The 22,173-nt window shown below is 60.1% G+C and carries 20 protein-coding genes and 2 pseudogenes; 15 read left to right on the top strand and 7 right to left on the bottom strand.

Going from position 1 to position 22,173, the window contains the following annotated elements; genetic code table 11:
- Positions 1 to 2,124: a TonB-dependent receptor plug domain-containing protein gene (locus HK44_RS18915; protein ID WP_019692302.1), complete on the bottom strand. Its 2,124-nt coding sequence runs from the start codon at positions 2,122 to 2,124 to the stop codon at positions 1 to 3.
- Positions 2,125 to 2,320: 196 nt separating this feature from the next.
- Here HK44_RS18915 and HK44_RS18910 point away from each other — a divergent pair, with 196 nt between their 5' ends.
- From HK44_RS18910 to HK44_RS18865, 10 genes are all read left to right on the top strand, one after another.
- Positions 2,321 to 3,346 carry an NAD(P)H-dependent glycerol-3-phosphate dehydrogenase gene (locus HK44_RS18910; protein WP_019692301.1) on the top strand — a complete coding sequence of 342 codons (1,026 nt, stop codon included), beginning with the start codon at positions 2,321 to 2,323 and terminating at the stop codon, positions 3,344 to 3,346.
- A 31-nt stretch (positions 3,347 to 3,377) separates the two neighbouring features.
- Positions 3,378 to 3,725: a DUF4389 domain-containing protein gene (locus HK44_RS18905; protein WP_019692300.1), complete on the top strand. Its 348-nt coding sequence runs from the start codon at positions 3,378 to 3,380 to the stop codon at positions 3,723 to 3,725.
- The gene (sixA, locus tag HK44_RS18900; RefSeq protein WP_019692299.1) at positions 3,722 to 4,171 is read left to right on the top strand and encodes a phosphohistidine phosphatase SixA; all 450 of its coding nucleotides are present in this window, start codon (positions 3,722 to 3,724) and stop codon (positions 4,169 to 4,171) included. Before HK44_RS18905 ends, sixA begins: the two co-directional genes overlap by 4 nt.
- A gap of 263 nt (positions 4,172 to 4,434) precedes the next feature.
- Positions 4,435 to 6,102, top strand: a complete 1,668-nt coding sequence (locus HK44_RS18895; protein ID WP_019692298.1) for an AMP-binding protein — start codon at positions 4,435 to 4,437, stop codon at positions 6,100 to 6,102.
- 30 nt (positions 6,103 to 6,132) lie between these two features.
- Positions 6,133 to 6,576 (top strand): hotdog fold thioesterase, encoded by a 444-nt coding sequence (locus HK44_RS18890; protein WP_019692297.1) that lies wholly within the window; start codon positions 6,133 to 6,135, stop codon positions 6,574 to 6,576.
- Positions 6,577 to 6,877: 301 nt separating this feature from the next.
- A complete protein-coding gene (locus HK44_RS18885; protein WP_019692296.1) occupies positions 6,878 to 7,684 on the top strand; it encodes an alpha/beta fold hydrolase in 807 nt (268 codons plus the stop codon).
- Positions 7,681 to 8,532 carry an alpha/beta hydrolase gene (locus HK44_RS18880; RefSeq protein WP_019692295.1) on the top strand — a complete coding sequence of 284 codons (852 nt, stop codon included), beginning with the start codon at positions 7,681 to 7,683 and terminating at the stop codon, positions 8,530 to 8,532. Before HK44_RS18885 ends, HK44_RS18880 begins: the two co-directional genes overlap by 4 nt.
- Before the next feature lie 50 nt (positions 8,533 to 8,582).
- Complete coding sequence (locus tag HK44_RS18875; RefSeq protein WP_019692294.1) at positions 8,583 to 9,242, top strand: glutathione S-transferase family protein; 660 nt, start codon at positions 8,583 to 8,585, stop codon at positions 9,240 to 9,242.
- A 23-nt stretch (positions 9,243 to 9,265) separates the two neighbouring features.
- Positions 9,266 to 10,072, top strand: a complete 807-nt coding sequence (locus HK44_RS18870) for a DUF4892 domain-containing protein (protein ID WP_019692293.1) — start codon at positions 9,266 to 9,268, stop codon at positions 10,070 to 10,072.
- 73 nt (positions 10,073 to 10,145) lie between these two features.
- Positions 10,146 to 11,198, top strand: a complete 1,053-nt coding sequence (locus HK44_RS18865; protein ID WP_019692292.1) for an AI-2E family transporter — start codon at positions 10,146 to 10,148, stop codon at positions 11,196 to 11,198.
- 54 nt (positions 11,199 to 11,252) lie between these two features.
- Here the strand turns inward: HK44_RS18865 and xopAW are convergent, their stop codons facing one another.
- The 3 genes from xopAW to HK44_RS18850 all read right to left on the bottom strand — a co-directional run bounded on the left by xopAW (position 11,253) and on the right by HK44_RS18850 (position 13,978).
- Positions 11,253 to 12,062: an EF-hand domain-containing protein gene (xopAW, locus tag HK44_RS18860; protein ID WP_019692291.1), complete on the bottom strand. Its 810-nt coding sequence runs from the start codon at positions 12,060 to 12,062 to the stop codon at positions 11,253 to 11,255.
- A 111-nt stretch (positions 12,063 to 12,173) separates the two neighbouring features.
- Positions 12,174 to 13,214, bottom strand: a complete 1,041-nt coding sequence (locus HK44_RS18855; RefSeq protein WP_019692290.1) for a sensor histidine kinase — start codon at positions 13,212 to 13,214, stop codon at positions 12,174 to 12,176.
- Positions 13,214 to 13,978, bottom strand: coding sequence for a response regulator (locus HK44_RS18850; protein ID WP_019692289.1), 765 nt, complete (start codon positions 13,976 to 13,978; stop codon positions 13,214 to 13,216). Before HK44_RS18850 ends, HK44_RS18855 begins: the two co-directional genes overlap by 1 nt.
- Before the next feature lie 305 nt (positions 13,979 to 14,283).
- Between HK44_RS18850 and pyrF the strand changes: the two genes are divergently transcribed.
- Positions 14,284 to 14,982, top strand: coding sequence for an orotidine-5'-phosphate decarboxylase (gene pyrF, locus HK44_RS18845; protein WP_024265077.1), 699 nt, complete (start codon positions 14,284 to 14,286; stop codon positions 14,980 to 14,982).
- A gap of 357 nt (positions 14,983 to 15,339) precedes the next feature.
- On the opposite strand, the gene HK44_RS18840 is transcribed toward pyrF, so the two are convergent.
- Positions 15,340 to 16,365 (bottom strand): IS110 family transposase, encoded by a 1,026-nt coding sequence (locus HK44_RS18840; protein ID WP_024264761.1) that lies wholly within the window; start codon positions 16,363 to 16,365, stop codon positions 15,340 to 15,342.
- Between the two features lie 87 nt (positions 16,366 to 16,452).
- Positions 16,453 to 17,457 carry an NADP-dependent oxidoreductase gene (locus tag HK44_RS18835; RefSeq protein WP_019692287.1) on the bottom strand — a complete coding sequence of 335 codons (1,005 nt, stop codon included), beginning with the start codon at positions 17,455 to 17,457 and terminating at the stop codon, positions 16,453 to 16,455.
- A 232-nt stretch (positions 17,458 to 17,689) separates the two neighbouring features.
- Between HK44_RS18835 and HK44_RS18830 the strand changes: the two genes are divergently transcribed.
- Positions 17,690 to 18,451, top strand: coding sequence for an SDR family oxidoreductase (locus tag HK44_RS18830; protein WP_019692286.1), 762 nt, complete (start codon positions 17,690 to 17,692; stop codon positions 18,449 to 18,451).
- Between the two features lie 136 nt (positions 18,452 to 18,587).
- A pseudogene (locus tag HK44_RS18825) lies at positions 18,588 to 19,994 on the top strand (PLP-dependent aminotransferase family protein).
- Here HK44_RS18825 and HK44_RS30635 read toward each other — a convergent pair.
- On the bottom strand, positions 19,955 to 20,056 hold the full coding sequence (locus tag HK44_RS30635) for a hypothetical protein (protein WP_371922497.1): 102 nt from the start codon (positions 20,054 to 20,056) through the stop codon (positions 19,955 to 19,957). The pseudogene HK44_RS18825 and the gene HK44_RS30635 sit on opposite strands and share 40 nt — an antisense overlap.
- 27 nt (positions 20,057 to 20,083) lie before the next feature.
- Between HK44_RS30635 and HK44_RS30630 the strand changes: the two are divergent.
- Together HK44_RS30630 and HK44_RS30625 are read left to right on the top strand one after the other, a co-directional pair.
- Positions 20,084 to 21,232 (top strand): annotated as a pseudogene (locus HK44_RS30630) (HAMP domain-containing protein); the annotation flags it as partial.
- The gene (locus HK44_RS30625; protein WP_431357340.1) at positions 21,212 to 22,093 is read left to right on the top strand and encodes a methyl-accepting chemotaxis protein; all 882 of its coding nucleotides are present in this window, start codon (positions 21,212 to 21,214) and stop codon (positions 22,091 to 22,093) included. The pseudogene HK44_RS30630 and the gene HK44_RS30625, both read left to right, overlap by 21 nt.
- Positions 22,094 to 22,173: the final 80 nt, after the last annotated feature.

Genomic DNA, 22,173 nt, shown 5'->3' with positions numbered 1-22,173 from the left:
TCAGAACTCTAACTCGGCGTTGAAGTAGAGCACATGGCGCGAGTCATAGTTGTTGTCGGCGAAGGTGGTCGGCTGGTTGTCGAGGCGTTGTTGGAGGATGCCGGCCAGTTCGAGGTTGGCCTTGCCCAGCGCAATGCGTTTGGCGACGCGTGTGTCGACACGTTCGAAGCGGTAGCCATTGAGTGCGTCGTCGCCATAGTAGAACAGTGCGCTGTTCCAGCCATTGCCCCAATCACGTAGCCAACCGACAGAACCGCTGTTGCGTGCGCTGAATTGTTCATCCAGAGGGTTACTGGCCGTGGCATCGACATAGGCGTAGGTCAGGCGCAGCCGGTCGGCGGCGCTGACTCGCCAGTCAAGCTGAGTTTCAGTGCCGCTGAAGCGTGAGGTGTTGGCGTTACTGGCAATGAACTGGTTGTTGCGCAGCGGCTCGCTGATCATGTCAGTGATTTCGTCGTAGAACAGTTTCACGTCGACGTTCAACCCGACGTCAGCGAAGAAGCCGTTATACCCCAGTTCGCGCGAGCGCATGTGCTCTTGAGCGAGGTCGCCGGGACCCCGGGTGTTGACGAAGTAACGGGCACTGGACTGACCGTAGGCACCAGGGCTGAGGTTGGTCACCTGATAACTCCAGTTGACGTTGTTCTCGAACATGTCGGGTGAGCGGATGGCCTCCGAATACACCGCACGCAGGCCGTGGCGCGGGTTGATCAGGTAGTTGATTGCCACGCGCGGGGTGAGCGAGTCGCCAATCAATTGGGTCTTTTCATACATCGCACCGCCTTGCAACAGCCAGTGCTCGGTGGCACGCCACTCCAGTTGGCCGAACAACCGCCAGATGGAGTCGTCGTGGGTGCCATTGAAGTACGTTTCGGAGTCGACCCGGTCGTATCGATAGTTCATGCCGCTGACCAGCCGCAGGCTGTCGGAGAGACTCAGGGTGTCCTGCAATTCAAGGTCGTAGCGCGACTCGCGGGCGCTCTGGTCGACGTCACCGCAAACCGTGCGTTTGGCGCCACCTTTCCATTGATCAAGCACCTGGTTGGCCAGTGCCTGCTCGACCGGCGTGCTATTCGGTGCACCGGTGTCGGTATAGCTTTCCATGTGCCGTGCCAGGCGCTCGGTATAGTTGGGGTTGAGCTGCCAGAGTTGGGTGAGTTCCGGGCTGAAGGACACTTCGGCGTCGCAGGCGCGCCAGACCTGCTGACGATCCCAGTGCTGCGCCGAACCCTGGACGTAAAGGCTGTGATCCGGGTTGATCTCCAGGTTCCAGCGCAACGAACCGGCATAATCCCTGGCTCTCACGTCAGCGTTGTCGCCCGCCGAGGTAATCCCGGAAAACACCGGGCGGTAGGTATAAGGTCGTTGGTTGGTGCCGTCTTTGGCATTCAGTTGCCAATCGATGCTTTGCTGCTCGTTGAGCGTCTGGCTGACGGCCAGGTTGACGCGGTTCAAGCGGCGACTGTCGCGGTAGTCCGCTCCCAGTCGGTTCGAGTCGAAACCGTGGTCTTCCTGGCCGGACATCGACAAACGCAGGTCGCCGGTCACCCAGCCGGTGCCCTGGCTGGCGTACCAGTCGTTGATCCCGCGCTCACCGCGGGTGACTTTCAGCCGCGTGCCGTGGCTGTTGGCCGGTGCGCGGGTGATGATGTTGACGACTGCCATCAGCGCGTTGGCGCCATAGCTGACGGTGTTTGGGCCACGGAACACCTCGATGCGCTCGATGTCCTCCATGGCCACCGGAATGTCGCTCCAGTCCACGGTCGCCAGACCGGCGCGGTACACCGAGCGGCCGTCGATCAACACTTGCATGCGTCGCGCTTCGCTGGCGTTGGTGCCGTGATAGTTCACCGCTGCCTGGTTGCCGCTGACGTTCCCGACCATCATCCCCGGCACCAGCCGCAGTAATTGGCTGATGTCGCGGGCACCGCTGGCCTTGATCAGTTCGCTGTCGATTACCGTCATGCTTCCGGGCACGGCGGCCGGCGACTGTTTCAATCGGGTGGCAGTCAATACCTGGGGGAGCTCGGCATTATCGAGAAACAGATCATCGGCCAACAGCGGGTCGCAGAGCATCAGCGCCAGAACCAGCGAGGAGCGAAGGTGGGGAGGGCCAACGGACACGGTACGGCCTTGATCGCAGTTAATTGCTGCGCATGTTAACCGAGCCGTTCGAGTTTTCCAGTCACGATGCCGGCATTTTCCAAGGTTTTGCATGTCTGCTTACTACAAGTGCCGCTAATTGATCGAGGGGCTGGCCGACGCTGGACCGCTCCGTATAATGCGGCTATCGCCACTGGTATGGATTAACGGATTGCATATGACTGAACAGCGCCCGATTGCGGTCCTGGGAGGCGGAAGTTTTGGTACCGCCGTGGCTAATTTGCTGGCCGAAAACGGTCATCAGGTCCGGCAGTGGATGCGCGACCCTGAACAGGCCGAGGCCATTCGGGTCAACCGCGAGAATCCACGCTACCTCAAGGGCATCAAGGTTCACCCGGCGGTGGAGCCGGTCACCGACTTGCTCGCCACCCTCAATGACTGCGACCTCAGTTTCGTCGCACTGCCTTCCAACGCCCTGCGTTCGGTGCTCGCGCCCTATGCCGAGCGCCTGAGCGGCAAGTTGCTGGTGAGCCTGACCAAAGGCATCGAGGCCCACACCTTCAAGCTGATGAGCGAAATTCTTCAGGAAATCGCTCCGCAAGCGCGCATCGGCGTGCTCTCCGGGCCGAACCTGGCCCGTGAAGTGGCCGAACATGCGTTGACGGCCACAGTGGTCGCCAGTGAAGACGAAGAGCTCTGTCAGCGGGTTCAGGCGGCGTTGCATGGTCGGACGTTTCGCGTGTACGCCAGTGCCGACCGTTATGGCGTGGAACTGGGCGGGGCACTGAAAAACGTCTACGCGATCATCGCCGGCATGGCGGTGGCGTTGGGCATGGGCGAAAACACCAAGAGCATGTTGATCACCCGGGCATTGGCGGAAATGACCCGCTTTGCGGTGAATCAGGGCGCCAACCCGATGACGTTTCTGGGGCTGGCCGGGGTGGGCGACCTGATCGTCACCTGTTCGTCACCGAAAAGCCGCAACTATCAGGTTGGTTTTGCCCTTGGCCAGGGCATGAGCCTGGAAGAGGCGGTGACGAGTCTTGGTGAGGTCGCCGAAGGCGTCAACACCCTCAAGGTACTCAAGGCCAAGGCCCAGGAAGTCGGGGTTTACATGCCGTTGGTCGCCGGTTTGCATGCGATCCTGTTTGAAGGACGCACGCTCAATCAGGTTATTGAACTGTTGATGCGCGGCGAGCCGAAAACCGATGTCGATTTTATCTCCACCAGCGGTTTCAACTGAGTACCCCATTGACAGGGGCAGGGAGCGAGACATGAACGATCCAAAAGTAGCAGCCAAGTACGAATCCATCCTGCTGCGCGTGCTGTGGATGCTGGTGTACGTGCTGGTCTGGCAAGTTGCGCAATTTATCCTTGGCGCCGTGGTGCTGGTGCAGCTCATCTATCGGTTGATCTACGGGGCACCGAACGCCGGCCTGATGAACTTCGGTGACAGCCTCAGCCAGTTCCTGGCGCAGATCGGCCGCTTCGGCAGTTTTCACAGCGACCAGAAACCGTGGCCATTCGCCGATTGGCCAACCCCGCGTACTCCGGAAGGCGAGGCTCCGCACGCCGTACCGCCAGCGCCGCATCCGGCCCGTGATGAGGAGCCGAAACTATGAAAGTCTGGGTGTTGCGTCATGGTGAAGCCGAGTCTCACGCCCGTAGCGATGCTGAGCGGGAGTTGACTGCACATGGCCGCGAAGAAGTGCTGCGCAGTGCCGCGCAACTGATCGGCCAGCCGATTCAGGCGATCATCGCCAGCCCGTATGTGCGGGCGCAGCAAACCGCACAGTTGGTGCGTGAGGTGCTGGGTTTTGAGCCGGAGATCCGCACCGAGGCATGGCTGCGGCCAGACAGTAATCCGTTGACTGTCGTCGATCAGCTCGACTCGGCGGATAACGTCCTGCTGGTCAGCCATAACCCGCTGGTGGGGAGCTTGATCGGCTTGTTGCAGCATGGCCATTTGCGTGCTCCGCAGCCGATGAGCACTGCCAGCCTGGCTGAGCTTGAAGCTGATTTGCCGCTGGCCGGGGGCATGACGCTCAATAGCGTCAAGAACCCCTAGCACACAATCTATGTGGTGATAATGCTTGATGTGGCGAGGGAGCTTGCTCCCGCCGGCCGGTCCGCGCTCGGGCGAAGCAGTCGTAAATCAACCTGACAAACCGAGGTGCCGGTTTTAGGGACGCTGCGCGACCCAGCGGGAGCAAGCTCCCTCGCCACAGAGCGACCGTGTTGTTCTCTTGATTTTTTGTATGAAATAGCCAACCAAGCAACTGCTTGGTTGGCTACGCTTGCCGCCACATCGAACAAAAAGGAGCGCATCGCATGTCCGCCGCTTTTCGTTTGCCGCTGCAAGTGTTCTACGAGCGTGAAGCTCGCCATCCCCGCCAGCGCTTTCTGGTCCAGCCGATGGGCGGTGGCCAGGTCGAGACGCTGACCTGGGCCGACGTCGGCCATCAGGCGCGGTGTGCCGCTCATTGGCTACGCGCCCGGGAACTGCCTCAAGGCAGCCACATTGCACTGATCTCGAAAAACTGCGCGCACTGGATCATTGCCGACCTGGCGATCTGGATGGCCGGGCATGTCTGCGTCCCGTTGTACCCCAACCTTACCGCCGATTCGGTGGCCCAGGTGCTCGAACACTCGGAAGCCGCGTTGGTGTTCATCGGCAAACTGGACGATTGGCCGGGCATGTCCAGGGGCATCAGCGCCGGTCTGCCGACCATCAGTCTACCGTTGTGTCCAGCGGGTGACTTCGATTTCAGTTGGGCCGACCTGCAACGCAGTTCACCGATTCAGGACGACCCAGCGCCCGACGCCGACCAGTTGGCGACGATTATCTACACTTCCGGCACCACCGGTTTGCCCAAAGGCGTGATGCACAGCTTCGGCAACCTGGGCTTCGCCACGACTCACGGCACGCAGTTGTTTGGTCTGAATGAGTCGGATCGGTTGTTGTCGTACCTGCCGCTGTGCCACGTCGCCGAGCGGATGTTTGTCGAGCTGGCGTCGATCTACACCGGGCAAACGGTTTTTTTTGCTGAAAGCCTCGACACGTTTCTCACCGATTTGCAGCGCGCGCGACCCACGGCGCTGTTCGGCGTGCCGCGCATCTGGAGCAAATTCCAGATGGGCGTGTACAGCAGGATTGCGGCAAAGCGCCTGGATTTTCTCCTTGGCTTGCCGATCATCGGCAGGCGGGTCGGGCACAAGGTGCTTGCAGGTCTGGGGCTGGATGCCTTGCGCATTGCCTTGTCGGGCGCCGCGCCGGTGCCGCCAGCGTTGCTGCATTGGTATCAGCGCCTTGGACTGGAGGTGCTTGAGGTTTACGGCATGACCGAAAATTGCGGCTATTCCCATATTTGCCGGCGGGGCCAGAATAAACCTGGCTGGATCGGCCAGCCGTGCCCGGAGGTAGAGGTGCGGATCGAGGATTCGGGTGAGGTGCTGGTGCGCAGTGGCGCGACCATGCTCGGCTATTTCAAGGAGCCGCAGAAAACCGCCGAGACGATCACCGAGGACGGCTTTCTGCGCACCGGTGACAAGGGCGAGCAAGACGCCGAAGGCAACTTGCGCCTGACCGGGCGGCTCAAGGAAATCTTCAAGACCAGCAAGGGTAAGTACGTCGCACCGGCGCCGATTGAAAACCGTCTGGCAGTACATTCACGCATCGAGCAGGTGTGTGTGGTTGGCGACGGCCTGAGTGCGCCACTGGGGCTGTGCGTGCTCTCGGCAGTGGGTTTGCAGGACGCCGCCAGCGTGGCGCGCAATGCCTTGCAATCGAGCCTGGAAAGCTTGCTCGACGAGGTCAACGGTGCCCTTGATAAACACGAACGCCTGCGTCAGCTGGTGGTGGTCAAAGACAGCTGGGCGGTGGAAAACGGTTTTCTCACGCCGACCTTGAAGATCAAGCGCAACGTGATCGAGGCCGTGTATGGCGCGCAGTTTGAAGAATGGAGTGCACGCAGCGAAGCCGTGCTGTGGCAGGATTGACCCGAAATAAAACCAACGAAGGATGCAGCGATGACTCTGTGGCGTACCGCTCCCAACATTGAACAGTTGAACGCGATTCAGAAAAACACCATCGGCGAAGTGCTGGATATACGCTTCGAGGCGTTTGATGACCAGTCTCTGACCGCCAGCATGGTCATCGACCATCGCACCCACCAGCCCTACGGTTTGCTGCATGGCGGCGCCTCGGTGGTACTGGCTGAAACCGTCGGTTCCATGGCCAGCTTCCTGTGCATCGACGCCAGCAAATTTTATTGCGTGGGGCTGGAAATCAACGCCAACCACTTGCGCGGTCTGCGCAGCGGTCGGGTAACGGCGGTGGCCAGGCCGATCCACATCGGCCGCACCACGCACGTCTGGGATATTCGCTTGAGCAGCGATGAAGGCAAGGCCAGCTGCGTGTCACGGTTGACCATGGCGGTGGTGCCGCTGGGTGAAACACCGCCGGCTCGTTGATTTTTTACCGGGTAAGACTCGGTGACGAGAGGGTTTACTGTGGCGAGGGAGCTTGCTCCCGCTCGGTGGCGCAGCCGCCGTAAACCTGATTGACGTGGAGTGTCTGTCGATATGCGAGCACAGGTTTTGGGGGCGCTGCGCACCCCAGCGGGAGCAAGCTCCCTCGCCACAACAGCTCGCACGGGGCTGAATTGCCCCTGGCCTTGGCCTGACTGTCATCATTCCTGGCAGTTACGGTCATTGCTGTGAGGTTGCGTCTTACGGACAATCAACACTTGATTTCGTTTATGGACGCGCCGTTATGCCGCAGCAGATCTTTTTCGCCCATGCCAATGGCTTTCCTTCAGGCACCTACGGCAAGTTGTTTGCCGCGCTGGCGCCGGAGTACCAGGTTGTGCATCTGCAGCAGCACGCCCATGACCCGCGGTTTCCAGCTGACGATAACTGGCACAACCTGGTGGACGAGCTGATCCATCACCTGAAACAGCAACCCGAGCCGGTGTGGGGCGTTGGCCATTCCTTTGGTGGCGTCTTGCACCTGCACGCGGCCCTGCGTTGCCCGGAGCTGTATCGCGGCGTGGTGATGCTGGATTCGCCGGTACTGACCCGCCCAGATCAATGGGTTATTCGCGCGGCCAAGCGTTTTGGCTTTATCGACCGCTTGACCCCAGCCGGCCGCACGTTGGGGCGTCGCGAGGAGTTCGCCGACCTGGAATCGGCGCGCAGCTATTTTGCGGGTAAAACCCTGTTTCGCGGTTTCGATCCGGACTGCCTCGATGCGTACTTGCAACACGGCCTGCACAAGGTAGGTGATCGCCTGCGCCTGCGCTTTGATCCGGCCACCGAGATCAGCATCTACCGCGGCGTTCCGCACACAAGTCCAGGTCGTCCTCGCCAGTTGAAAGTACCGCTGGCGGTGGTTCGTGGCCGGCAGAGCCGGGTGGTCATGCGCCATCACGCAAGCTTCGTGGGTCGTATGCCGCAAGGCGAGTCACTGACGATGCCCGGTGGCCACATGTTTCCCCTTGAGCGCCCGCAAGACACCGCAACCTTGCTGAAAAACCTGTTCAGCCGTTGGCAAGGGCGCAGTGAGCGGAGTTGCGCATGAGCAGCGTCGAAGAAGTCCGCCTGAGCCTGCCGCACATCGAATTGGCCGCGCACCTGTTCGGCCCGGAAGACGGTCTGCCGGTGATTGCCTTGCACGGTTGGCTCGACAACGCCAACAGCTTTTCGCGCCTGGCGCCGAAGCTTGAAGGGCTGCGCATTGTCGCGCTGGACATGGCCGGCCACGGGCATTCCGGGCATCGGCCATTGGGTGCCGGTTATGCGCTGTGGGATTACGCTCACGATGTGTTGCGAGTCGCTGAACAGTTGGGCTGGAAGCGTTTTGCGCTGCTGGGCCATTCCTTGGGCGCAATCGTTTCGGTGGTACTCGCCGGTGCCTTGCCCGAGCGCGTGACGCACCTGGCGCTGATCGACGGGGTGATTCCACCTACCGCCGCTCACGACAACGCCGCCGAACGCATGGGCATGGCCCTGCAAGCGCAACTCGACCTGCTAGGAAAGCGCAAACCGGTCTACAACACCCTGGATCGAGCCATCGAAGCCCGCATGAAAGGCCTGGTCGCAGTCAGTCGTGAAGCCGCCGAACTACTCGCTCAGCGGGGGTTGATGCCGGTGCCGGGCGGCTACACCTGGCGCACCGACAGTCGCCTGACGCTGGCGTCTCCGCTGCGCCTGACCGATGAACAGGCGATGTCCTTCGTTCAGCGAATCAGTTGTCCTGCGCAACTGGTGGTCGCCGCTGACGGCATGCTCGCCAAACATCCAGAGTTGCTGGAGCGTCTACCCTTTAGCCGTGAACAGCTGCCCGGCGGCCATCATTTGCACCTGAATGACGAGCCCGGCGCCGCCCTTGTTGCAGACTGTTTCAATCGGTTCTTCGCCGTTCCTTGACTTGCAGCGGGCAACTGTCGAGGCTGGGCGGGTTGAAAGGGGAGACAACCATGATAGATCTCTACACCGCTGCGACTCCGAATGGCCACAAGGTCTCTATCGTGCTCGAGGAACTCGGCATGCCCTACACGGTGCATGTCCTGAGTTTCGACAAAAAGGAACAAAAGGCTCCAGCGTTTCTCAAGATCAATCCCAATGGCCGGATTCCGGCGATTGTCGATCGGGACAACGGTGATTTCGCCGTGTTCGAATCCGGCGCGATTCTCATCTACCTGGCTGAACTGAGCGGAAAACTGCTGCCCAAGGACCCGAAAGGGCGTTCGGTGGTGATCCAGTGGCTGATGTTCCAGATGGGGGGCATCGGACCGATGCAGGGGCAGGCCAACGTGTTTTTCCGTTACTTCCCGGAAAAGCTTCAGGGCGCCATCGACCGCTATCAGCATGAAACCCGGCGTTTGTATGAAGTGCTGAACACGCGTCTGGAAACTGTCGAGTACCTGGCCGATGACTACAGCATTGCTGACATCGCCACTTATCCGTGGGTCCGTGGTCATGAATGGTCGGGCGTTTCGGTAGACGGTTTACCCGCCTTGCAACGCTGGATGGCGGCGATGGAAGCTCGCCCGGCGGTGCAGCGTGGTTTGCAGATTCCGCCGCGTAACGACGACGCGAATGTCGTCAAAGGCGCTCAGGCCATGCTGATCCGATGAGAGTACCTTCAAGGTTGAACAGCATGCGCTTGATCTGTTTGTTGGGGCTGGGGTGTTTCAGTTCGCTGGTGTTTGCCGCCGATGTACCGGGAAGTCACGATTTACCGCTGGTGCCGCGTCTGGCCGATGCGCAGATCGTCGACTATCGCCCGGCTGCCGAGCTTGAACGGATCTACCCCATGGGCTCGATCCGCAAAATCAGCGGTCAATTGCGTTTCGATGGCCAGGTCAGTGCCCGCGGAAAAGTGACCTCGGTGACCTACGAGTTGCCGCCGGAGCATTCGTCCACCGAGGCCTTTACCGCCGCTCGCGAAGCCTTGCAGAAGCAGGGCGCCGAACTGTTGTTCTGGTGCCAGGCCCGCGATTGCGGCGAAAGCAGCCTGTGGGCCAATCAAGTGTTCGGCAACGCCAAACTCTATGGCGCCGACGATCAACAGGCTTATCTGCTGCTGCGACTTGCGGCACCGCAGGACAACTCGCTGTTGGCGCTTTACAGCATCACTCGCGGCAATCGAAAAGCCTATCTGCACGTCGAACAGTTCGACGCCAGTACGCCATTGGGCGAGTTGTTGCCGACCTCGGCGACCCTGTTGCGTCAGCTCAAGGACACCGGCGTGCTGGACCTGCCGCGACTGACTGGCGATCCGCAAGCGGTTTGGCTGACTTTGCTGTCGCGCGGCTTGAACCTCGATACGACCTTGCGCGTCAGTGTTTCCGGAGCCAATGCCGAAGCCTGGCGTCAGGCGCTGGTCGGGCAAGGCGTGCGTGCAGCACGGATGGAGCTTGGCAACGTGCAGGCGACGGGTCTGCACATCGAGTTTCTGCGCTAGGCTTTTCCCCTTGGCGAACGTGCCATTGGCCGTTCGCCTAATTTTTGTTGGTTGACTTTGCTCGAGATTTTTCATGCTCAATAACGATCGACTGTTGGTGCAGATCCTGCTCCTGGTGTTGTTCGGTGCCAGTTTCTGGGTGATGGCGCCCTTTTGGTCAGCGCTGTTCTGGGGCGCGGTGCTGGCGTTCGCCAGTTGGCCGCTGATGCGCTTGCTGACCCGCGGGCTCAAGGGGCGCGAATCCCTCGCGGCGGCATTGCTCACGCTGGGCTGGATGGTGCTGGTGGCGGTGCCGTTGGTGTGGCTCGGCTTCAACCTGGCTGATCATGTGCGCGATGCCGTGGCGTTCATCAAGGACGTGCAGGTTGAAGGTTTGCCGGAAGCACCGGTGTGGCTGGCCGGGGTTCCGGTGGTGGGTGAGCGGCTGGTAGGAATATGGAACAGCATTGACCAGCAAGGCGCGGCGCTGATGCTGGCGGTCAAACCCTATATGGGGCAAGTCGGCAACTGGTTGCTGGCGCGCAGTGCGCAGATCGGCGGTGGGATTCTCGAGCTGACGTTGAGCATCGTGTTCGTGTTCTTTTTCTATCGGGACGGCCCACGGTTGGCGATGTTTGCTCACCGTCTGCTGGAACGGCTGATCGGAGAGCGTGCCGGTTATTACATCGAGCTGGTCGCCGGAACGGTGCAGCGGGTGGTCAACGGGGTCATCGGCACCGCCGCTGCCCAGGCGATCCTGGCGCTGATCGGCTTCCTGATTGCCGGTATTCCGGGCGCGCTGGTGCTGGGTATCGTCACGTTCCTGCTCAGCCTGATCCCCATGGGCCCGCCACTGGTGTGGATTCCGGCCACTGCCTGGCTGGCCTGGAAGGGCGAGTACGGCATGGCGGTGTTCCTCGGCATTTGGGGTACGTTCATCATCAGCGGCGTCGACAACGTACTCAAACCCTACCTGATCAGCCGTGGCGGAAACTTGCCGCTGGTGATCGTGCTGCTTGGGGTGTTTGGCGGGTTGATCGCCTTTGGCTTTATCGGGCTGTTCATCGGCCCGACCTTGTTGGCCGTGGCGTACAGCCTGTTGATCGACTGGAGTAACAGTCAGGCGCGGGTTGAAGAAAAACGCTGATCAATTGTGGTGAGGGGGCCTGCCCCCTCACCACAGGTTACGGGATCAATAGCTTCAGGCCGCTGCGCTCAAGTTTGTGCTTGAGCTCTGCGTATTGGTCTGCGAGTACTGCTGGTTCATGCTGACGATCAACTTGCTCAAGGCCTCGGCGACGGCGTTTTGATCGATGGTGCCGGTGGTTTGGCTGCTGCCTGTTTGCAGCGCCGTGAGTAGGGCTGTGCTATTGCTGGTGCTGGTGCTGCTGGTGCTGCTGGTGTCGCAGGTGGACGAACTTCCGGCCAGGGCGCTGTTCAGTTCGCTGGCGCTGATACTGCCATCACCATTCGTGTCGAGCTGACCAAACAACGACTGGCTGGACAGTTGCTGCGACGGCTGTTGTGGTGTGAGGGCGGCAACCAGCTCGTCCTTGCTCACGGTCCCGTCGTTGTTCGTGTCCAGCGCGGCGAACAGGCTCTTGCTGTCGGCAGTGCTGCCGGCTTTTGTCAGGCCCGCGCTCAGCTCGTCGCTGCTGATGCCGCCATTACCGTTGCTGTCCAGCAGACTGAGCATTGCGTCGGCCAGTTCCGTGCTGGGCGGTTGATTGTCGGTGGGGCGTGCCGGCGGTGCCATGGCCGCCATTTCTTCGCTGCTCAGACCACCGCTGTTATCGGCGTCCAGGCTGCTGAATTGCTGGCTCAGGCTGTTCAGTACGCGGCTGTCGCTTTTCTTCGCCAGGGCGGTGTTCAGTTCATCTTTGGAAACGGTTCCGTCGCCATTGGTGTCGAGCTTGGCGAACAGTTCTTTCTGACGCTGCTGGAGGCGGGCGGCATAGGCCGCACTGGTGGCGCTGGTATAGCTGGAGTTACTGCTGACGCTGCCGATCATGGGCTCACTCCCTGCAGATGGATAAAACCGGTGAAGGCACCGGCCCATGCAGCCTCGGGGGTGGACTTGTCGTGGGTATATGGAGTTTGTACGAATCAGTACACAGAGGTTTCAGGTCCGTGGCAGGAATACCACGGCGGTCAGGCCGCCGCCTGGGGTTTCTTCCAGGCTTAACGCGCCGCCAAGCCGTTCGGCGGCTTCGCGTGCGATGGTCATGCCCAGGCCTACGCCGCCGGAGTTGCGGTTGCGTGAGCCTTCAAGGCGATAGAAGGGTTCGAACACCGCTTCGCGTTTGTCGGCGGCGATACCGGGGCCATGGTCGATCACTCGAATGATCAGGTGGTCACGGCTGTCTTCGAGGTTGATCAGTGCCTGGCCGGCGTACCGCAAGGCATTGTCCAGCAAGTTGTTGATGCAGGAGCGCAGGGCCATCGGTTGTACCTGCAGCGGTGCACAGTGCCCGCTGGCCTGCACGTCAGCACCCTGGTCCTGGGCGTTTTCGCAGAGCGATTCGATCAGCGCCTGCACGTCCATCCACTGCAGGGCTTCGCTGGTGCGTTGTTCGTGCAGGTAGCTGAGGGTCGCGTCGAGCATGCGAATCATGTCGTCGAGGTCCTGCCGCATCTGCCCTTGCAGCTTCTCGTCGTCAATCTGCTCCAGGCGCAACTTGAGCCGCGACAGTGGCGTACGCAGGTCATGGGAAACGGCGCCGAGCATCCGCGAGCGCTGCTGCACCTGTTCACGGATACGCTTCTGCATCAGGTTGAAGGTGTGCGCCGCTTGCCGTGCCTCTCGCGGGCCGGATTCATCAAGTGGTGGGCTGTCGAGGTTTTCGCTGAGGCTTTCGGCGGCCGCGCTCAGGCGTTGAATCGGTCGGGACAGCAGCTTCGCGCCGTACCAGGCGGCGATCACCAGTGAGATGAGCTGAAAGGTCAGCGGTACGATCGGGCCACCAAACCACGGCCGTGGCGGTCTGTTTTTGAAGTGCGGCGGTGGTGGTCCGTTGAACTCGGAGGAAAACTCCGGCGGTGGAGGAGGCGGGGGATGGCCGTAATGGTGGAACCAGAAGAACGCCAGCAGGTGCGCCAGGATAATCGCCAGCAACAGCACGCCAAACAGGCGGCCGAACAGCGTATCGAAGCGCGCACGCATCAGCCGATGTCTCGGGCATCGAACAGGTAACCTTCGCCGCGAACGGTTTTGATCAACTGAGGTGATTTGGGATCGTCACCCAACTTCTGCCGCAAGCGCGAGACCAGCAAGTCGATACTGCGATCAAACGCTTCGATCGAGCGTCCACGGGCGGCATCCAGCAATTGTTCACGGCTGAGCACTCGTCGCGGGCGTTCGATGAACACCCAGAGCAAGCGGAATTCGGCGTTCGACAGCGGCACCACCAGGCCATCGGCGGAGATCAACTGGCGCAGCACGCTGTTGAGGCGCCAGTTGTCGAAGCGAATGTTGGAGCGTTGTTCGGTACGGTCATCGCGGACACGGCGCAGGATGGTTTGAATCCGTGCAACCAGTTCCCGTGGCTCGAAGGGCTTGGCCATGTAATCGTCGGCCCCCAGTTCCAGGCCGATGATGCGGTCGGTGGGTTCGCAGCGGGCAGTGAGCATCAGGATCGGGATGTCTGATTCGGCGCGCAGCCAGCGGCACAGCGACAGACCGTCTTCGCCGGGCAGCATCAGGTCCAGCACCACCACGTCGTAATGCTCCGCTTGCAGCGCCAGGCGCATGGCAGCGCCATCGGTAACGCCACTGGCGTGGATGTTGAAACGGGCCAGGTAGTCGATCAGCAGTTCGCGGATCGGAACGTCATCGTCAACGATCAGCGCACGGGTGTTCCAGCGTTTGTCTTCGCCGGTTGCTGGGGCTTTTTGATCGTCATTCAGAGGAGCGGGGCTATTATGCATGCGTACGTTCATCTGCCAGAGAGGCTGCCAACCACAAAAGATGGGCTGCGAGGTTGTGGCTTCAGCATAGGCGTCCGGCCGTGAGGCGGGAAGTGCTGTAGGAGGTCTTGCGGTTCGCGAGGCTAACCTTTGGCGGTGTTGAGGGCGTGTCGTGAGTGTATCGGATTGGACACAATTGCCGGGCGTGCGGGGTTTATCATCCGGCAACCGGTACTGTTGAAGATGATTTACCGATCATCGGGTCCCGGACGGGCTCGTGTTCCGCTACAATGCGCGCCGATTTCGACTTGCCTGAGAGCCCATTCATGTCCGCCTGCCAGACTCCTATCATCGTCGCCCTGGATTTCCCTACCCGTGACGCCGCACTGAAGCTGGCCGACCAGTTGGACCCGAAACTGTGCCGGGTCAAAGTCGGTAAAGAACTGTTCACCAGTTGCGCTTCGGAAATCGTCGGGACCTTGCGTGACAAGGGCTTCGAGGTATTCCTCGACCTTAAATTCCACGACATTCCGAACACCACCGCGATGGCCGTCAAGGCGGCTGCGGAAATGGGCGTGTGGATGGTCAACGTGCATTGCTCCGGCGGCCTGCGCATGATGGCGGCCTGTCGCGAAGTGCTCGACCAGCGCAGCGGCCCAAAACCGCTGTTGATCGGCGTGACCGTGCTGACCAGCATGGAGCGTGAGGATCTGGCCGGGATTGGCCTGGACATCGAACCGCAGGAGCAGGTATTGCGTCTGGCGGCACTGGCGGAAAAAGCCGGGATGGATGGTCTGGTGTGCTCGGCACTGGAGGCCAAGGCACTGAAAACGGCACATCCGTCGCTGCAACTGGTGACCCCGGGGATCCGTCCGGCGGGCAGCGCCCAGGACGATCAGCGTCGCATCCTGACGCCGCGCCAGGCACTGGATGCCGGTTCCGATTATCTGGTGATTGGGCGTCCGATCAGCCAGGCGGCCGATCCGGCCAAGGCCTTGGCCGACGTCGTGGCCGAACTGGCCTGATCAAACACCGAAGATCCAAATGTGGGAGCGAGCCTGCTCGCGATGGGGCCATAACAGTCAGCATTGATGTTGAATGTAAGTCCGGCATCGCGAGCAGGCTCGCTCCCACATCTATGGTTACCCCCTTTTCTGCAATACTGTTTTTGATGCGTGTTTGGCTTGCTTTCATCTATCCGGCGTCTGTGTGGGGTGGCAACCCCGCGCCTCGATGAGAATCGATGCCTAACGATCCTAATTATTCGAACGGCCTTTCAGCCGTGTGGGAGCTCAGGGTTGTCGTCAGGCCGGTTAGCCGTTCACGTCATCTGTTATCCAGCATCGCAAAACCAGGTGGGTGGTGCTCGGGTGACAGCAGGGTCAGGCGTTCATCGCGGTTGGCCCTGCATCAAATTCAGTGTGGTGGGCAGCAATCGCCCAGGCGATCCTTGCCAGCTTGTTGGCCAGCGCGCAGACCACATGGTTGGAGTGATGGTGGGCCAATAGCTGCCGGACCCAGTCCGCCAGCCAGCCTTTCTGTCGGTCCAGTTGCATCAGGTAAACACGGGCACATTGGACAAGCAGGCGCCGCTGGTTGCGATCACCTCGCTTGCTGATGCCCAGCAGGACGGTCTTGCCGCCCGTAGAATGCTGTTTGGGTATCAGCCCGATTGAGGCCGAATAGCCTCGGCCGCATTTGAACTGCTTGCCATCGCCCAATTCGGCAGCCAGGACGCTGGAGGTGATCGGGCCTACGCAGGGCATGGTCATCAAACGAGCCGCCAGATCATCTTCGGCGGCCTGGCATTCCACTTCCTTGTCCAGCGTCTTGATCTGCCCATCCAGATAGGTGAAGTGCTCCTGCAACCTCGTCAGAAGTTTTTTGATGGGCACAGGAATTGAACTCGCTTCAAGCCGAGCGGGCAGTTCTTTGATGGGCTTGAAGCCTGTGGCCAGACTGACGCCGACCTCCAAAAGCGCTGCGTGAATCCGATTGACGGTCGCGGTGCGCTCTTTGATGAACGAATCGCGTGTCGAGTTGAGCATGGCCAGCAGCTGCTGAGCCTGGGTTTTGGGGTGTACAAAGCGCATTGTTGGACGAGTCGCCGCCTCGCAGATCGCCTCGGCATCAGCGAAGTCGTTTTTGTTGCTTTTCACGTAAGGGCGTACGAGATGCGGGGCAATGAGCTTGGGCGTATGTCCCAGCTTCGCGACCTCCTGCGCCATGAAGTGGGCTCCGCCGCAGGCTTCCATCACAACGGTGCAGGGTTCGAGATTCATCAGGTGCTGCATGAGCGCCGCACGAGTAAACTTTTTGCGGTAAAGCTCATGACCACGATCATCTTGCGCGTGTAGATGGAAAGAGTGTTTTCCCAGATCGATGGCGGCAATAGCTACTTTGTTCATGGCAACGGTCTCCGATGAGCCCCCTGCGAAAGCTTAGTGGGCGATCACAGGGGGCGGCGGGGGTAGCCATTTCATTATTGGTTTGCGTTAAACCTTCAACACCAACTTGCCAAAGTTCTCCCCGCTGAACAGTTTCATCAGCGTTTCCGGGAATGTCTCCAGTCCTTCGACGATGTCTTCCTTGCTCTTGAGCTGCCCCTTGGCCATCCACCCGGCCATTTCCTGCCCGGCAGCGGCGAACTGCGCGGCGTAATCCATTATCACAAAGCCTTCCATCCGCGCGCGATTGACCAGCAGCGATAGGTAGTTGGCCGGGCCTTTGACCGCTTCCTTGTTGTTGTACTGGCTGATGGCGCCGCAGATCACCACGCGAGCCTTCATGTTCAGACGGCTGAGCACGGCGTCGAGAATATCCCCGCCGACGTTATCAAAATACACGTCTACCCCATTCGGGCATTCGCGCTTGAGGCCGGCAACCACGTCTTCGTGCTTGTAGTCGATAGCACCGTCGAAGCCCAGTTCGTCAATCAGGAACCTGCATTTGTCCGCGCCACCGGCGATGCCCACCACGCGGCAGCCTTTGATCTTGGCAATCTGCCCGGCAATGCTGCCCACTGCGCCGGCAGCGCCCGACAGCACCACGGTATCCCCGGCTTTTGGAGCGCCAACGTCGAGCAGCGCGAAGTAAGCGGTCATGCCGGTCATGCCCAGTGCTGACAAATAGACTGGCAATGGTGCCAATTTCGGATCGACCTTGTAGAAACCTCGTGGCTCACCGAGGAAATAATCCTGCACACCCAGCGCACCGTTGACGTAGTCACCCACGGCAAAGCCCGGGTTGTTCGAGGCAATCACCTTGCCTACGCCGAGTGCGCGCATGACTTCGCCAATGCCTACGGGCGGGATGTAGGACTTGCCCTCGTTCATCCAGCCACGCATGGCCGGGTCCAGCGACAGGTACTCGTTCTTGACCAGGATCTGGCCCGCCGCCGGCTCGCCGACAGGGACTTGCTGATAGGTGAAGGTCTCGCGGGTCGCAGCTCCCACCGGGCGTTTGGCGAGCAGGAATTGACGGTTGGTCTGGGCAGTCATGGCGGGCACTCAAGGTTGAATGAAGTCTGATTGATAGACCCTCATGGCCGTTGTCGCAAGGTTTGCTGACGCAGCGAATACGGCTCGATCCAGTGGAGTGATAGTTGGACAGGGATATCCATCACTGCAACTCATAAGCAATCAACCGGCCCTCTGATAGTGCTGCCGCGCGACGGGGCTGGGTGGCTAGACTGCGAAAACGCGATCACCCACATTTTTCGAGGACAAAACAATGAGCATGACGTTTTCCGGCCAGGTAGCGTTGGTGACAGGGGCAGCCGCCGGTATTGGCCGCGCGACCGCCCAGGCGTTTGCTGCCGAAGGGTTGAAAGTGGTGGTCGCGGACCTTGATGTGGCAGGCGGCGAAGGTACCGTCGAACTGATTCGGGCGGCCGGTGGCGAAGCGGTTTTCGTGTCGTGCAACGTGACTCTGGAGAGCGATGTACAGAATCTGATGGCGAAGGCGGTGAGCACTTATGGCCGCGTCGACTACGCCTTCAATAATGCCGGGATCGAAATCGAAAAGGGCAAGCTCGCCGAAGGCACACTCGATGAGTTCGACGCGATCATGGGCGTCAACGTCAAAGGCGTCTGGTTGTGCATGAAATACCAACTGCCGCTGATGCTGGCGCAAGGTGGCGGCGCCATCGTCAATACCGCTTCGGTGGCCGGGCTTGGCGCGGCGCCGAAGATGAGCATCTACGCGGCGTCCAAGCACGCGGTCATCGGCCTGACGAAATCGGCAGCCATCGAATATGCGAAGAAGAAAATCCGCGTGAATGCAGTCTGTCCGGCGGTTATCGACACCGACATGTTCCGCCGTGCCTATGAAGCCGATCCGAAGAAAGCCGATTTTGCCGCCGCCATGCACCCGGTTGGACGAATCGGCAAGGTCGAGGAAATTGCCAGTGCGGTGCTGTACCTGTGCAGCGATGGTGCTGCGTTCACGACCGGTCACTCGCTGGCAGTGGATGGCGGGGTGACGGCGTTCTGATGGTTGGCCTGCGGCGTATCGCCGGACATTGTGTTTCAAAGGGTTAGAGGAGGGTGTTTTAGCGGCGTTGTCGCACAGCTTCATGAGAGCGCCTGTGCTTAACTGGCTCCAGAAAAACAGTTGGAGTTGGTCTCTCATGGAATTGAGAATCGATCGACAGGCACTGGTGCCCGTCGTGCAGCAAATTGTTGACGCCCTCGCTGGCTGGATTCGCCAAAGTGCCGTTGAGCCTGGAACGCGTTTGCCGTCCATTCGCCGGCTGGCGCGGGATAACCTGCTCAGTCAGGCCAATGTCATTGAAGCGTATGAGCGCATGGTCGCCCAAGGTGTGCTGGCGTCGCGTCATGGCTCGGGGTTTTTCGTTGCCGGGCCTTTGGGCGCGACACATCGTTGCGCTGACCCGTCAGGCTCCACGGCGGCCGACGCAAAGAGTGTCGGGTTGGTCGATGACCCGCTGGGCATGTTGCCGCTGGGGCGTGGTGGCATGCCCGAAAGCTGGCGCGAAAGCGACGACCTCAGTTATGCCATTCGCCAGGTTTCGCGTACAGACATGGCCGGATTGTTCAACTACAGCCCCACATACGGGTTGCCGGTCTTACGCCAACAGATCCTCAAGCGCCTGCAACAGATGAATATTACCGTCGATGAAAGTCAGGTTCTCACCACGGCGGGGGCCACCCAAGGGCTTGATCTGATCGTACGGGCACTGCTCAAGCCGGGTGATTGCGTGGTGGTCGAAAGTCCGGGGTATTCGAATCTGTTCAAGCTGCTCAGGTTGCACGGCGTCAGATTGCTGGAAGTACCACGAACCTCTCGCGGCCCGGACATTGAAGTACTTGAGGCCTTGTTGATCGCGAACAAGCCCCGTGCGTTGTTCATCAATAGCCTGTTCCACAATCCGACCGGCAGTAGCCTGGCACCCGCTGTTGCGCAACGGATTCTTCAATTGGCCAAGCGTCATGAGTTAATCATCGTCGAAGATGACGTCTACGCTGACTTTTAGGGCAGTGCCGGTGCTCGTCTGGTGGCCATGGACGCGGGTCAGAACGTGGTCTATGTCGGCAGCTTTTCGAAAACCCTCAGCAGTTCGCTGCGGGTCGGTTATGTCGTGGCCAGTGCCGCAATCATTGCGCACCTGGCAGACATGAAGATGATTACGAGCCTTGGGGCTTCGCGGTTTTGCGAGTCGGTGCTGAGCAGTCTGTTGGCCAATGGCGCCTATCGCAAACTGGTCCAGCGCCAGCGTCAGCGTTTGAAGCGAGATATGGCGGCGACGTTGCTGGTGCTTGAAGACGCCGATTGGGAGGTGTTCGGCAAGCCCGCGGGCGGGTTGTACATTTGGGCCCGACCACGAGAGCACGAACCGGCGCGGGTGCGCGCGCTGGCTCACACATTCGGTATCGTGCTGTCCTCCAGGACGGCCTTCAGCCCCAGTGGCGAGATCAGCGACTGGCTGCGCATCAATGTGGCTTATGCCAGCGATCCTCGGGCGCAGGCGTTTTTTCAGGCCTGCGCATTACCGGATCGACTTCGACCGTTCTGAAAACGACTCACGCGTAGCTTTTTGCCATTATTGCGGCGCCAAAGACTTGTGCTTGGGTGCACCCCATTGCGAATCTGCAACAACAGAAAATGGTCGTGTTGCCATTGAGTATGGGAAGGGGGTTACGAGCAATGATTTCGGCCGTGCAAGGACGTTTTGCCAACCTCGGTATGGCAAAAAAACTGGGTGTCGGTTTTGTTCTGGTTCTGATGTTGACGGCCGTGGTGGCCGCTATCGGCGTCTGGTCCTTGCAAACCATCAGTCAGCGCTTCGACGGGCTCAAGCAGATGTCGTCGCTTAACAGTGGTTTGCTCAAGGTGCGTTTGCTTGAGCAGGAATACGCCTTGCACAGTGATCCGAAAACCGTCGATGCCTTGCACAAGGGGGTTGACGCACTGGTCGCCCTCGCAACGCAACTCAAGGCCCAGTCGGCGGCTAACGTTCCGGTGATGAATGATGTCGAGCAGTCACTGGGGGCTTACCGCAAAGCCTTCGATGAGTTCGTCGAACTGACCCAGTCCAAGGAGCTGGCGCTGGAAATGGCCAGTTGGTCGGTGTCCAGCGTGGCCAATAACCTCGATGTGCTACAGGCGGGTCTTGCCGACGATGGCGCTTATGCGCTCAAGGATACGCAAGGCAAGGAGGGCGCGGAGTTTATCGAGCAGGCCAATCAGGTCAGTCAGGTATCGAGGCTGATGTTGCAGGCAATGAATGAGGCGCGAGTGCGTCTGGATCAAAGCCGCAAGGCCAGCGACGAAAGTGCCGGGCAAGGCAAGATTGAACAGGCCGACCAGGCATTGACCCAGGCTGAGGCATTGAAGAGCACGGTCAAGGACGCGGGCTACCAGACTGTGCTCAACGAAGTGGCCGGGCATATCGCCAGTTTCAGCGAAAAACTTGCCGAGTACACGGGGCTGCTGACTCAGGAGAAAAAGGTCTATCAGCAGTTGCATGAGCGCGCCGCCGAAGTGGTGCAGCGGGTCGATCAGGCTTACTCGGCCGAGGACCGGTCGATGCAGGCAGAGCTGAAGAAGAATTCGGCGCTGATCATTGCTTCCTCGGCGCTCGCGCTGCTGGTTGGGCTGATTGCCGCGTGGGTAATTACCCGCTTAATCGTTGCGCCATTGCGCAGTGTGATTCTCGTCGCCCAGAAAATTGCTGCGGGCGATCTGAGCGCGACCGTGCAGGTGACGCGGCGTGATGAAATTGGCCAGTTGATGCAGGCCATGCAGCAAATGGGCGCGGGGTTGAGCAGTATTGTCAGCGGCTTGCAGGCGGGTATCGAGCAGCTTGCGAATTCCGCGCAATCGCTCTCGGCGGTGACCGAGCAGACCAACCTGGAAGTCAGTAGCCAGAAGGAAGAAACCGAGCAAGTTGCCACCGCGATGAATCAGATGACCGCGACCGTGCATGATGTTGCGCGCAACGCCGAGGAAGCGGCATTGGCGGCGCAGACGGCGGACGGCAAGGTCGAAACCGGCCAGCAGGTCGTGCGTCAGAGCATGCAACGCATCGAGCAACTGGCTGACTCGGCGACGTCCGCCAGTTCCAGCATCGAAAGCCTCAGTGCAGAAATCCAGAACATTGGCACTGTCCTCAGCGTGATCAAGAGTGTTGCCGAGCAAACCAACCTGCTGGCACTTAATGCGGCCATCGAGGCAGCGCGAGCGGGTGAGCAGGGCAGGGGCTTTGCCGTGGTTGCCGATGAAGTCCGGGCCTTGGCCAAGCGTACCCAGCAATCCACAGAGGAAATCGAGCGTCTGGTGAGTGCCTTGCGTTCAGCCGCGCAGGCTTCGGTGCAGCAAATCCAGAGCAGCGGTGAGCTGGTCAAACTCGCTGTCAGTGATGCGTTACAGACCGAGAGTGCGCTGGGCAGTATCGCTGCGGCGGTCTCGCTGATTCAGCAGATGAACCAGCAGATTGCTGCAGCGGCCGAACAACAGAGTTCGGTTGCCGAAGAGATCAATCGCAGCGTGACCAGCATCCGTGCCAGTGCCGATCAATCCTCGGTAGCCATGCAAGGCAATGCCATGTCGAGTATTGAACTGGCGCAATTGGGGGTTGAGCTGAAGGGGATGGTGGGGCATTTCAGGTTGTAAGCGTGTGTGGCGAGGGAGCTTGCTCCCGTCAACGCGGTCCGCGCACGGGAGCAGCAGTTGTAGAGCGGTACTCGCGGTCT

It is taken from the genome of Pseudomonas fluorescens HK44 (assembly GCF_000217955.3).
Taxonomy (GTDB): domain Bacteria; phylum Pseudomonadota; class Gammaproteobacteria; order Pseudomonadales; family Pseudomonadaceae; genus Aquipseudomonas; species Aquipseudomonas fluorescens_AQ.
This window is presented reverse-complemented; position numbering and strand designations above follow the sequence as displayed.